Genomic DNA, 13,262 nt, shown 5'->3' with positions numbered 1-13,262 from the left:
AATAAAACAGGCCGGAATCTTCCGGCCTGTTTTATTTTTATTCCTGTTCTGCAAACTTATCCCTTCACAACCTTCAGCCAGGCCTGCGCCATCAGCTGCGCTCCGGCCATCGACGGATGTACGCCGTCGGGGCACCAGTATTCTGCCGGAGCATGTTTCAATGCTTCTTCAAAAATGCTATGATAAGGCACATAGAAGGTGTTAAATTCTTTCGACAGCGCCTGGGCAACCTTCCGGTAAGGGGCAAATTCCTGCTGCCAGCCGTCGCCAATGGCCGAGCCGCCGTCGACCGAGAAGGGTTCACAAATCACCAGGCTAATACCCGGAAGTTCTGCGAGCGTCCTTTTCAACAGGGCGCGAAAATCTTTTTCGTAAACCTCTACGGTTCCGTCGTAGTTGCCGTTCCGCTTGTGCCAGTAATCATTTACACCAATCAAAATACTCAATACTTTCGGATTCAAATCAATACAATCCTGCTGCCAGCGTTCGGCCAGTTGATAAACTTTATTACCACTGATACCCCGGTTGTAAATGGTGAGTTGCTTCTCCGGCATCTGCTCCAGCAGAGCGGCAGCAGTCATTAAGGCATAACCGCCGCCAAACGAGCCGCCATGATTGGGTTTTTGTTCTTGTTTGTTCCGTCCGGCATCGGTAATGGAATCACCCTGAAACAGAATCACATCGCCGGTATTGAAGAGCGATGATCCGGTTTTCTTTTTACTGCCGGCAGCCGGCAAAGCAGCTGACAAAATCATTGGAACACTGGCAACGCCGGCCACCTGGAAGGCCGACCGTCTGATAAAATTTCTTCTTGATAGGTTCATTTGTTTATTTAGTTAACTGATTTGTAATGAAACAGGCCCGGCTTACCGCATTTTCGGTTGGTAAGCCAGTCAAGCCGTTACAGGGCTTGCCTGTTATTTCACAAATATACAGATGAAGTTCGCAAGCTTTATTAAAACGTTCTCTTCTTTTTGCATCGCGTGTACAATTTTCTTTCTATGCGGAGCTTGCAAGAACCCTGGGTTTACAAAAAATCGATTATATTTGTTTTACTCACAATAAAACTATACTTTTGAAATACAATTTTCAATAATGAATACAACTTTATAGCTTTCAGGTATTTACACAAGGTATTATAATGTTATAGTTTATAAATAAGAGACATCTTTTCTGAAAAAGATATGTTGAAGCACCCTTTTATCACCATAAACAAATAATTTTTACATGAAAAGACAGTATTTATTACTAATGATATGTACAAGCTTATCATTAAGTGTATTTAGCCAGGAAAAACAAACAAACGTGAGTTTTTATAACGGCGACCGGTTTTCAATAAGCTTATTTACAACATGCAAATTTTACCCTGAATTCCAGGTTGAGAGTACAAACCTAGAAGTTCAGGATGCAAGGTATGCTTTCCTGATCAGGAACGACATCCCAGTAAAGGAACTTTTTCTCTCATGGGGCCTTGGCGCCAGTTATTCAGATATCGATGACACCTATCTGGTCGTACCTGTCGAATTGAAAAAAGCCAATATTTTGAAAGAGAATCTTTCTTTGTCCGTTGGGCTTGAAGTATCAAGTAATTTTAACGCAAACACAAGGATAAAACCATTAATTGGCCTGTCAATAAGCTTTTAGTTCTATGACGCACTCAACGTAACGGTTACTGAAACAGCTATAAATCGACTAAATTATGACATCTTTTAAAAGCCGGCTTTTTCAAGCTGGCTTCTTTATTTTATACTTTCTTTCACCTGATTAAACCAATACGATGAAAAAAGTAACATAAATTCATACCGTTCCAAAATCCAATTTAAACTAAACATTAAGAATCCGGAACCAATATTTATAAATCACTATATATCAACCTGATAAATTTTTTAACTTTTAAGGGTTTGGGCGATCAAAAATATTTTTTCTACATTCGCGGCCAATATCGTGTACGAACACGATTTTTTTAAACAAACACCGTGTACGATAACGGAAAAGATAAAAAATTGAAAAATAAACCAAGATCATGAAACTGGACAGAACAAACGTAAAAGAAGCTGCAAAATACCCAACCCGTATTTTACAGTTTGGAGAAGGTAACTTTTTAAGGGCATTTGCCGATTGGATGGTTCAAAAAATGAATAATGAAATCGGGTTCAACGCGGGCGTCGACGTGGTTCAGCCCTTGGCAACCGGGATGGTTGACCTGTTAAACCAACAGGACGGACTTTACCATGTTTACCTGAAAGGAATTAAAAACGGCAAACCCGTTAAGGAATACGAATTTATTCAATGTATCAACCGCGGAATTAATCCCTACACGGAGTTTGAAACCTACCGGGCGTCTGTTCTGAACCCCGATCTGCGTTTTGTGATTTCCAACACCACGGAAGCCGGGATCTGCTATGACGAAAACGACAGGTTGGATATGCAACCCCAGCAATCATTCCCCGGCAAAGTTACTGCTTTGCTCTACGAACGTTTCAAGGCATTTAACGGCGCAGCAGACAAAGGCTTGATCTTTTTTACCTGCGAGTTGATCGACCGCAACGGCGACATGCTGAAAAGATACGTCCTCAAACATGCCGAAAACTGGAAGCTGGGCGACGAATTCAAACAGTGGACGGAAACGGCCTGCGCGTTCTGTAATACGCTGGTTGACCGCATTGTACCCGGTTTCCCCAAAGACGACATCCGGGAAATTCAGGCTGAGCTGGGCTATGAAGATCAGCTGGTGGTTGTGGGTGAATATTTTCACCTCTGGGTCATTGAAGCGCCCGAATGGGTAGCCAAAGAATTTCCGGCAAACAAAGCCGGCCTGGATGTGAAATTTGTGAAAGACATGACCCGTTTTCGCGAACAAAAGGTCCAGGTATTGAACGGATGCCACACCGGAAGTTATGCTGTTTCGTACCTGAGCGGTATAGAGACAGTCCGCGAAGCCTACGAACACCTCGAAGTGGGCGACTTTATGAAAGGGCTGGTTTACGATGAAGTATTACCTGTTCTCGACGGCACCGAAAAAGAGCTGACCCAATTTGCCAATAAAATTCTGGAACGTTTTTCAAATCCGTATATTCGTCACTTATGGCAAAGTATTGCCCTGAACGCCATGTCGAAGTGGGAAACCAGAAACCTGCCTTCGCTGCTCAACTTTGTCAACAGCTACCAGATGTTACCGCAAAAGCTGGTTTTCTCACTGGCAGCCATGATTGCTTACTTCAAAGGAGAATCGGACGGCGTACGGTATAAAGTTCAGGACGACGAATGGATTCTTGATTTCTACCGGGAAGCCTGGGCCGCCTGCGACGGCAGACCCATTTCAATCTATCAACTGGCTGAAAAAGTATTAAGCCTGGACAAGGTTTGGAAACAGGACCTGAACCGGATCCCCAACCTCACCATCACGGTAAGCCACTACCTGTTCTTAATTCAACAGGTAGGCATGAAAAAAGCGGTTAAAGCCGTATTAAATGCCAACAATCCCTTAATGCAGATAACCATTGAGGCCAAAGCAAAACAAAATTTGTCCTCTTCGGTCAACTAATCTTGATAAACTTAAATCGCTGTAAATGGCAGACTTTATAAAAATAAATCCGGCGGATAATGTGGCAATTGCCTTAAAAGATTACGTAAAAGGCGAATCGATCGAGCATGACGGCCTGTTGGTAAAAATCCTCAACGAGGTTCCCCGCGGCCATAAAATTGCGTTGGAAACTATTGTTGAAGGGAGCGATGTGGTAAAATACGGCTCCGCGATTGGCCATGCCACACAAACCATACCGGCAGGCGACCATGTACATGTACATAACATAAAAACCAACCTGGAGGGAACAATCTGTTACGAGTACAAGCCCCGGTTCAATCAGCTGCCTTTTTCGGGCAAACAGCTTACATTTAAAGGATTTAAGCGCAGTAACGGCGACGTGGGCATTCGGAATGAGCTCTGGATCGTGCCGACCGTTGGCTGTGTTAACGGTCAGGCCGAGCAGATCATTTCGCTTTTCAAAGAAAATCATGCTGCCGATGATATTGACAGTATCCACGTGTTTAAACACAGTTACGGTTGCTCTCAGTTGGGCGACGATCATACCAACACCCAGAAAGCCTTGGCACAACTCATCAATCACCCGAACGCCGGGGGAGTTTTAGTCCTTGGACTGGGTTGCGAAAACAACCAGATCGATCACCTGAAAAAATTTATCGGAAATTATGATCCCAAACGAATTAAATTTCTGGTTGCTCAGGAAGTAGAAGATGAAGTGGAGGAAGGCCTGAAGTTATTCCGGGAAATTTATGAGCAAATGCGCCATGACAAGCGGGAGGAGGTACCTCTCGCCAGCTTAAAAGTCGGGTTAAAGTGTGGTGGTTCCGACGGTTTGTCCGGAATCACCGCCAACCCCTTGGTTGGTGTTTTTTCTGATTTTCTGGTAGCGCAGGGAGGCAGTACCATCCTGACCGAGGTCCCCGAAATGTTTGGAGCCGAACATTTGCTGATGGAAAGAGCGGAAAGCAAGGAGGTATTTGATAAAACCGTTGAAATGATTAACGGTTTTAAAGAATATTATCTGAAACATGACCTGCCCGTATATGAGAATCCTTCGCCGGGAAATAAAAAAGGCGGTATTACCACGCTCGAGGATAAATCGTTGGGATGTACCCAGAAAGGCGGGACGGCAACGGTAGTTGATGTACTGGCTTATGCCGATCCGATTAAAAAGAACGGACTAAACCTGCTTTATGCGCCGGGTAACGACCTGGTTGCCGCTTCGGCTCTGGGATTCAGCGGGTGTCAGCTTGTACTCTTTACCACCGGCCGTGGCACACCCTTTGGCAGCTTTGTTCCAACCATGAAGATTTCGACCAACACACCCTTGTTTGAAAAAAAATCGAACTGGATTGATTACAACGCCGGAAAACTGGTCGAGAATCAAACGATGGAGCAGGCATTGGAAGAATTTGTTGCGGAACTGACCGCGGTCGCCGAAGGTAAAAAATTAAAACATGAACTCAGCGGTTTTAAAGAAATTGCTATCTTTAAAACCGGAATCACCTTATAACTGAAGATATCCCCTCACCGAGGGGTGGTTAGTAGTAATTGAGTAGTAGTAAAACAGCCATCCGGCAATTATCGGATGGCTGTTGTTTTTAAGCTGTTTGCTTTACTTATCCAAGTAATTTGTCTGCCATGGCGTTGGCCAGTTCAATACAACGCTCGTATTTATCTTTTTTCAGGGCGCCCTGCTCCTCTACCGGGTCATAAACCAACTCCCATTTTATATTTTCTGCAAATTTTTTCAGGTTTTTAACCCCTCCCCCATTCCACGAATAATTCCCGAAAATACCCAGGTAATGATCTTTTACCCCCATGTGTTCAATCTTGCTCAGCAAGGTTTCAACGGTTGGAAACATTTCGTTGTTGTAAGCGGCGCTGCCCACGATAAATCCTTTGTACTTAAACAGGTCGTTGATGATGTACGACGCATGTGTTTTTGAAGCATCATACACATGAATATCCCTGATCCCCCGGACCGACAGCTGGCGGGCAATCACTTCGGCCATCTTTTGGGTATTCCCGTACATCGAACCGTAAACGACGACTACACCCGGATCGGTGGTGTAGGTACTCCATTTGTTGTAACGACTTAATACCCAATCGAGGTGACTCCGCCAGATGGGCCCGTGCGTGGCGGCTATCATCTTAATTTCGAGCGGAGTTAACTTTTTAATAGCCCTTTGGGTGTGCGGACAGTACTTCCCGACAATATTGGTAAAATAACGCATAATTTCCACCTCATAATAATCGAGGTTGATTTCGTCATCAAAAATACCGCCGTCGAGGGTGCCAAAACTGCCGAAAGCATCGCCGGCAAAAAGAATTTTATTCGTCTCCTCATAGCTGACCATGGTTTCGGGCCAGTGTACCATCGGGATGGTTTGAAATTGAAGCGTTGTTTTACCCAGCTTCAACACGGAATCATCATGGACCTCCAGCATATGAACTGGCTTCAGGTAGAAACTCTCCACGAAACCAAAGGTTTTTTTATTTCCCACGAGTGTAATTTCCGGGTATTTACCGACGATGGCCCTCAAAGCCCCCGAATGATCAGGTTCCATATGGTTGATCACCAGATAATCAACTTTTCGCCCGCCAAGAATGGCATCAATATCTTCCAGGTAATCATCAATAAACTGACGCTCTACCGTATCAATCAAGGCAACTTTTTCGTCATCAATCAGATACGAATTATAGGATACCCCGCGCGGGATTGGCCAGATATTTTCGAACAAGTGTGTCCGGCGGTCATTATAACCCAAATAATAAATGTTTTCAGCCAATTTAACCTGATGCATATGTTTTCGTTTTTATTTGAATTTCCGAGTACACGAAAATAGGCAATTTAGATTAAACCAATATCGCCTGATTTTCATTTTGCCGAAATTTAAGGTAAAGCTCACATGAAGCGGTATTCACCGAAAAGTTTATTTTTGCAGTTCAAAAACAATACAAAATGAAACTGAATTTGAATAACCGGATTATGCTTTTCCCGAAATTAAACAAGCTGTTGATCGTTCTGTTTGCCATCGCCTTTGTATTGGCCGGGCTCAGGGGTTACCAGCTTTTCAACTACATATTTGACGGAAATGTTAAAAATCCGGGAAGTATAACCATCCCTTCCGATGCCGGTTTTGAACAGGTTCTGGATTCTCTCCGGGCCAAGGACATCCTCCTGAATGAAAAAGCCTTTAAATGGGTGGCAAAAAAGAAAGACTACCCCAACCTGGTGAAGCCCGGTAAATATGTTTTTGACAAAGGCATGAACACCAACAGCATCGTTAACATGTTGCGGTCAGGAGATCAGCAGCCCGTATCGGTAACTTTTAACAACCTGCGCTTTATGGCCGAACTGGCCGGCAAAGTAGCCAAATACATCGAACCCGATTCAACGGAGTTGATCGCCTATTTTACCCAACCTGAAGTGATTGAACAAATGGGCTTTGACGAATATTCTTTTCATGCCATGTTTATTCCCAACACCTACGAATTTTACTGGACAACCAGCCCTGAACAATTTACCGAACGGATGAAGGCCGAATATGAGCGTTTTTGGACCGACCAGCGACTGGAAAAAGCCAGCCAGCTCGGGTTAAGTCCGGTTGAAGTGATTACCCTGGCCTCCATTGTGCAGGAAGAAACCATAAAAGCCGACGAAAAACCAATTGTAGCAGGCCTGTACATCAACCGTATCCGGAAAGGAATGATCCTTCAGGCCGATCCAACCATCAAATTCGCGATGGGCAATTTTGAGATCAAACGGGTGTTAACCAGGCATCTTGAGATTGAATCGCCATACAATACGTATAAGTATACCGGACTCCCGCCGGGGCCAATCAATTTTCCCGAAATTTCGAGTATTGATGCCGTGCTGAATGCCGACGACAACAAATACTTATACATGTGTGCCCGCGAAGACTTCTCAGGCTACCATAATTTTGCCCGCACCCTGAACGAACACAACAAAAATGCCCAACGTTACCGCGAAGCCCTGAACCAAAATCAAATCTGGCAATAGCCGAAAAACAATAGGGGGATTCAGTTTACCGATTGTAACACAACAACTGTCGCCGGTAGGCCGTAACATCATTTAACAATGCTTTAGGTTTGTTGGCTAAACTTAATTAATCTTAACAGATAAGAAGCCTATGTTTGCAGCAAAAAACAATGAAGTCGGGCATATTGCTTTTTGCTGTTTTTATTCCTTTCATCGGCTTATCTCAGAATCAGGACGAAAAGCTCATCATCTTCGAAGGTTACTTGTTTAGCGAAGATTCGGTCCCGGTTGAAAATGCTTATCTCATCAACTACCGGACGTTGAAAATTGTTGCTACCGACAGCACCGGTTATTTCCGGACTTATTTACAGGAAGGTGATTCACTCATGATCAATCATTTGTCGCTATCGCCCAAAATCGTTCACGCCACCGCCGGTAAAGCCACAGAAAATACGTTCATCGTCGCCTACCGTAATTATATGATAAAGCCGGTGGTTACCTACAGCCTGGAAATGAAATATTTCGAAAAGAATATGCAGTTGCTCTACACCCAACTGGCCAATCTCGGACTACGAAACACTACCGTGATAAAATCATATGGCAACCCGTACAATCCCGACCGAATAAACCCCGGCTTACAACTCAACCTTAGCGATCTGATCCGCTCTTCCCGAAAAAGGAAATGATGTGATCATTGACGGCAGAATGACGAGCGGATAACAGGCATCACTGGTCAGGATGTAAAACTTCGCGGTTTTAATAAAGTGCTGAAACAACCCGGGAATATTTATCGAGAACTGTTTCCATTCATCCGTAATTTTTTATTTTTGAGGCTTCTTAACAAACAACAACATGCAATTGCAAAAAAGAATTAATCTGGTGATAGCAGCCTTAATGATCAGTGGGTGCTTGGCTGCGCAACGAACAAACAATCCATCGGTTAATCCGCCCCGCCTGGTCGTGGTAATCAATATTGAACAAATGCGTACCGATTACCTGTCGCGTTACGCCGATAAATTTCAGCAGGACGGTTTTCTGCGGCTGCTCAACCAGGGGGCCGTGTGTTCCAACGCCTCCATAAACCTGCATGTGATGAAAAGTTATACCGGTGTCCCCACCCTGTTCACAGGCGTTTACCCCGACCGGCACGGTATTGTTAACGAAAGCTGGTTAGACCGGCTGAAAGGAAAAGAAATCAACGCAATTGAGGATAATTTCTACATGACCGTGGGGAGCGACTCGCGCGAAGGGCAACGCTCGGCCGTTCGCCTGCTCAGCCCCGGCCTGGGCGATGGGTTAAAACTGAAAACCAATGGGCAGGCCAAGGTGTTTTCGGTTGGACTGAATGACTACAGCGCAGTTTTCTCTGCCGGGCATGCCGCCGATGGGGCCTACTGGCTCGATAACGAAACTGGTAACATGATCTCCAGCTCCTATTATGTCGATCAGTTTCCCTCCTGGGCTATCGACTTCAACTATAAAAAACTCGCCGATCTGTATATCAAGCGCGACTGGTCGCTGCTTTTGCCCTCGGGCAGTTACGGGGCCAGCGTTGAAGACGATTATGTGCTGGAAACCGGCTATTACGAAAAGTGGAATACCTTCCCTTATAACCTCAGCAAGTTAATGTCGCGTGCCGGAAATTACAAGGTACTGAAAACAACGCCCTACGGCAATAAAATGGTCCTTGACTTTTCAATCAACCTGATTGAATATGAACGCCTGGGCCGCGATGAAATACCCGACCTGCTCTGCATCAACTTCTCATCGATGGACTATGAAAACGGCTCGTTCGGGCCATCATCGGTGGAAATGCAGGACACCTACCTCCGTCTCGATCAGGATATTGCCACCTTGCTGAACTACCTGGAGAAAAATATTGGTCTCGATCATACCCTGGTGGTGCTCACGTCGGCCTGTTCGGCCAGCTATCCGGTCGATTACCTGAAAGAAGAATTTAACATGCCCGTCGGATTCGTGTCGCCCGAAAGCATGATCGCTTTGCTGAAATCATATCTGAATATTACCTACGGGCAAGGTGATTGGGTGGAATTTACAAGCGACCAGCAAATTTACCTCAACCGCGAACTAATTGAGAAAAAAGGCCTTTCACTGGAAACGATCCAGTCAAAAACAGCCAGTTTTATCAACCAGTTTGAAGGGGTAAAACTGGCTATGCCATCAGCTGATTTTGAACGGGGCGATTTCCTGAACAGTCAACTGGTGAGTATGGCTAAATCATACAACCTGAAACGCTCGGGCGATGTGTTATACGTGTTTGAAGACGGTTGGCAGCCAAAATTTAAATTTCAACGCACCAATTATAACGATAACACGCGCATCCCGCTGATTTGGCTGGGCAAAGGCGTAAAAAACGGTCGTTTCCGCGAAAAAGCAGATGCCATTGATCTGGTCCCAACCATCTTCGAGATCCTGGGCCTCGACATCCCCTCCCACTGCCAGGGGCGCGTACTGGACGAAATTCTTTGGTAAACGAACAGACCAAAATTTAAAGGAGAAGACACCGTTACTACTGGTTACTGGTTACTGGCTACTGGTTACTGGCTACTGGTTATTATGCTTTTTCAAAAAAAAGGCCGAACCCAAACGGGCCGGCCAATTCATCTAAGAAAAAGTAAACTTATCTAATCATCACAACAAGGGGGTGACTCAATTTCTCGGCTTCGGCAGCGATGTATTTTTGAAATTCGCTGATCTCTTTCCATTTTGGATCTTCCAGTCCCCAAACAGAGAAAAAGAAGTGCCGCGAAGCCTCATCATTCCTGATCTTTTGCGCGAGGTAGCAGGTCTCAGAGATGACCTGGCTGAAATTCTTTTCGGGAACGGTTTGATAACCCAGATTGAAAAAATTAATATCTGTCGTCCTGTCAATCCGGGTCACTTCGTCTGATTTTGCTAATATCGCCATTCCCAGTTCATCCTTATTCAGCGACTGGACGTCAAGCGTTGCCACCGCTTTGTATTCGCTGTTCGCATCAAATTCGTAAGGATCGTTTTTCAGCAGGCTGGTCACTATTCCGGTGACAATTTGCTTTTCACCGGTGAAGCCGGATACCGTTACATCCGATTGAAACCAGTATTTCCCCGGATAAATGCTAATCCGTTCAACAGCCGACAGGTTTTGGCCGGCCACATCCCAACCTCCGTACTTCAGGTCGAAAACCGAACGAACAGGGCCTTCAGCAATTTTCCGGTACTCATAAACTTCAGTCGAACCCAGACGATACAACGAATCATTTTCCAGCATGGCCAATCCACCTGAGCCCAATGAGCTTCCGCAATGAAGCACGTCCATTCCCCAGTCGGCCAATACATGATAGTCGCCCAATTCCGGCGTGTGTATCTTATCGAGCACCATTTCGGGTTTCAGCTTACCGTACAGATCCTTCACATTTCGCACATCAAAATAACAACGAAATCCCATCTTGTCGTTTTCCCAGCTAACACTCTCTCCCTGTGCAATAATTTTAAAGCCCTCCTTATTGTCCGGCGCCAGGTAATCATCCACTTCTTGATAAGTATGATCACCCTGGTCGATGCCAAGGCGCAGGTTGGTTCGTTTTTCAAACTCAGGATATGCTGTTGGCTGAACAAAATCAATCGTCAGTTCCAACTGTTCATTGGGCTGAAAATCAGCGATGAATACCAACTCATCCCATTCGCCGTCTCCATCCAGATCATCAACTTGGGAAGGAAGATACGATTCGCCGTTTCTTACCACCGGGACCAGCGTTACATCACCCGGAGAGAACGAAGCTTCAATGGCTGCACGGTCAAGCACAATGATTTCATCGAATCTGGCCTGATCAAGCGGATTGCTCAGCGCCAGTTGCTTTTCCTGCCGGCAAGCCAGGGATAGCAATGCCGTTCCAACCACCAGTATTATTTTCACTTTCATACGCTGAGTTATTAAAGATCGTTTTCACCCTTCACATAGCCAAAGTTCGCCAGGATCCCTCCGTCAACAAACAAAATATGTCCGTTAACAAAATCGCTGGCTTTTGATGCTAAAAACAAAGCGGCGTTACCCACGTCTTCGGCCTCGCCCCAACGCCCGGCAGGGGTGCGGGTCATCACCAGGTCGTTGAACGGATGGCCGTTCTCACGGATCGGCGCAGTTTGTGACGTAGCAATGTATCCCGGGCCGATTCCATTGATTTGCAGGTTATATTTGGCCCATTCGCAACACATATTGGCAGTCAGCAACTTGAGTCCGCCTTTAGCCGAAGCGTAGGCTGAGACGGAGTTACGGCCGTAAATGCTCATCATCGAACACATGTTAATAATTTTACCGGAACGTTTTGCAATCATTCCCGGGGCAACACGCTTGGAGACAATCAAAGGAGCAACCAAATCAACATCAATCACTTGTTTAAAATCGCTGATCGGCATTTCCAGAATCGGGATGCGTTTGATGATACCGGCATTGTTGACCAAAATATCGATGGTTCCCACTTCCTTCTCAATTTCAGAAATACCGCGGTCGACATCCGCTTCATCCGTGACATCAAATTTTAACGCAAACACATCGATGCCTTCTTTTTTATATTCATCGCGACAGGCTTGCAGTTTGTCGCCTGACAGGTCATTCACGCAAATTTTAGCGCCTGCTTTGCCCAATACTTTACCGATTGCCATACCAATTCCGTGTGTACCGCCGGTAATCAGGGCCACTTTTCCTGTCAAATCAAACAATTCATTCATATACGTATTTTTAAATTTTATCCAGTCCAATCAAACTCGCCGAAGCGGTTTTTACCTCAATTCAAATGGTTTGATGATATCCATATCGGTGTAATCGAGGTTTTCGCCGGCCATTCCCCAAATAAAAATATAATTGCTGGTTCCGGCAGCTGAGTGAATTGACCAGCTTGGAGAAATAACTGCCTGTTCATTCGCCATCCAAATATGGCGGGTCTCGGTTGGTTGTCCCATAAAATGACAAACCGCCTGGCCTTCGGGAATATTGAAATAGAAATACACCTCGTTCCGGCGGCTGTGCGTATGAGCGGGCATGGTATTCCAAACGCTCCCCGGTTTTAGTTCAGTCATCCCCATTTGCAGCTGACAGGTTTCGACAACCGTATTAATCAACAACTGATTGATGTTTCGCTCATTCGAAGTTTCAAGCGATCCCATGTGCAACACGTTGGCATCTTTCAGGGTTACTTGTTTTACCGGAAGTTCTTTGTGGGCCGGAGCAGAATTCAGGTAAAAACGGGCTGGCTTTGAAGCATCAGCCGAAGTGAAAATGATTTCTTTTTTGCCCCGGCCAATGTACAGGGCATCTTTAAAGTCAAGCACATACGCTGTTCCGTCAACCGTAACCGAACCTTTTCCCCCCACGTTGATGATACCCACCTCGCGCCGTTGACAAAAATATTCAGCTTTCAGCGCATCAACAGCTTCAAGTTTCAGCGGAGCTGACGCCGGCACGGCCCCGCCAACAATATATCGTTCAATATGTGAATAGACCAGATGGATATTTCCTTCTTCCATCAACTTTTCAACTAAAAATTCTTTCCTGATCCGTTGCGTATCATATTGCTTAAAATCTTCCGGATTGTAAGCAAAACGTTCTTCAAAAATGATTGCCATAGTTTTATTATTTTATTGATCTGTTATGCAAATATAGAATTAAAAACAAATAAATGCAATCGATTGCGCATAAATTTATAATTTAGCAGAAAA

General features: G+C 45.1%; 11 protein-coding genes. 6 read left to right on the top strand and 5 right to left on the bottom strand.

Annotated elements, in window-relative coordinates:
* Positions 1-56 precede the first annotated feature (56 nt).
* Positions 57-824 (bottom strand): SGNH/GDSL hydrolase family protein, encoded by a 768-nt coding sequence (locus tag ACOIT5_RS17030; RefSeq protein WP_423127361.1) that lies wholly within the window; start codon positions 822-824, stop codon positions 57-59.
* Positions 825-1,227: 403 nt separating this feature from the next.
* Between ACOIT5_RS17030 and ACOIT5_RS17025 the strand changes: the two genes are divergently transcribed.
* The 3 genes from ACOIT5_RS17025 (at position 1,228) to ACOIT5_RS17015 (ending at position 5,057) form a co-directional block, all read left to right on the top strand.
* Positions 1,228-1,644 (top strand): hypothetical protein, encoded by a 417-nt coding sequence (locus tag ACOIT5_RS17025; protein ID WP_423127360.1) that lies wholly within the window; start codon positions 1,228-1,230, stop codon positions 1,642-1,644.
* Between the two features lie 379 nt (positions 1,645-2,023).
* Entirely contained in the window at positions 2,024-3,544 is a 1,521-nt protein-coding gene (locus tag ACOIT5_RS17020) for a tagaturonate reductase (protein ID WP_423127359.1), read from the top strand.
* A gap of 25 nt (positions 3,545-3,569) precedes the next feature.
* Positions 3,570-5,057, top strand: a complete 1,488-nt coding sequence (locus tag ACOIT5_RS17015) for a UxaA family hydrolase (protein ID WP_423127358.1) — start codon at positions 3,570-3,572, stop codon at positions 5,055-5,057.
* A 106-nt stretch (positions 5,058-5,163) separates the two neighbouring features.
* Here the strand turns inward: ACOIT5_RS17015 and ACOIT5_RS17010 are convergent, their stop codons facing one another.
* Positions 5,164-6,351, bottom strand: coding sequence for an FprA family A-type flavoprotein (locus tag ACOIT5_RS17010; protein ID WP_423127357.1), 1,188 nt, complete (start codon positions 6,349-6,351; stop codon positions 5,164-5,166).
* Between the two features lie 158 nt (positions 6,352-6,509).
* Between ACOIT5_RS17010 and mltG the strand changes: the two genes are divergently transcribed.
* The 3 genes from mltG (at position 6,510) to ACOIT5_RS16995 (ending at position 10,043) form a co-directional block, all read left to right on the top strand.
* On the top strand, positions 6,510-7,571 hold the full coding sequence (gene mltG / locus ACOIT5_RS17005) for an endolytic transglycosylase MltG (protein WP_423127356.1): 1,062 nt from the start codon (positions 6,510-6,512) through the stop codon (positions 7,569-7,571).
* A gap of 149 nt (positions 7,572-7,720) precedes the next feature.
* Positions 7,721-8,236: a hypothetical protein gene (locus ACOIT5_RS17000; RefSeq protein ID WP_423127355.1), complete on the top strand. Its 516-nt coding sequence runs from the start codon at positions 7,721-7,723 to the stop codon at positions 8,234-8,236.
* Positions 8,237-8,402: 166 nt separating this feature from the next.
* The gene (locus tag ACOIT5_RS16995; protein ID WP_423127354.1) at positions 8,403-10,043 is read left to right on the top strand and encodes an alkaline phosphatase family protein; all 1,641 of its coding nucleotides are present in this window, start codon (positions 8,403-8,405) and stop codon (positions 10,041-10,043) included.
* Positions 10,044-10,191: 148 nt separating this feature from the next.
* Here ACOIT5_RS16995 and ACOIT5_RS16990 read toward each other — a convergent pair whose 3' ends face one another.
* Genes ACOIT5_RS16990 through kduI form a run of 3 tightly spaced genes read right to left on the bottom strand, consistent with a single transcriptional unit; the run spans position 10,192 to position 13,169 of the window.
* On the bottom strand, positions 10,192-11,469 hold the full coding sequence (locus ACOIT5_RS16990; protein WP_423127353.1) for a DUF4861 domain-containing protein: 1,278 nt from the start codon (positions 11,467-11,469) through the stop codon (positions 10,192-10,194).
* Between the two features lie 11 nt (positions 11,470-11,480).
* The gene (locus ACOIT5_RS16985) at positions 11,481-12,275 is read right to left on the bottom strand and encodes a gluconate 5-dehydrogenase (protein WP_423127352.1); all 795 of its coding nucleotides are present in this window, start codon (positions 12,273-12,275) and stop codon (positions 11,481-11,483) included.
* A gap of 51 nt (positions 12,276-12,326) precedes the next feature.
* On the bottom strand, positions 12,327-13,169 hold the full coding sequence (gene kduI / locus ACOIT5_RS16980; protein WP_423127351.1) for a 5-dehydro-4-deoxy-D-glucuronate isomerase: 843 nt from the start codon (positions 13,167-13,169) through the stop codon (positions 12,327-12,329).
* Between the last annotated feature and the right edge of the window lie 93 nt (positions 13,170-13,262).

The organism is Gaoshiqia hydrogeniformans, from assembly GCF_049347105.1.
Lineage (GTDB): Bacteria > Bacteroidota > Bacteroidia > Bacteroidales > Prolixibacteraceae > Gaoshiqia > Gaoshiqia hydrogeniformans.
This window is presented reverse-complemented; position numbering and strand designations above follow the sequence as displayed.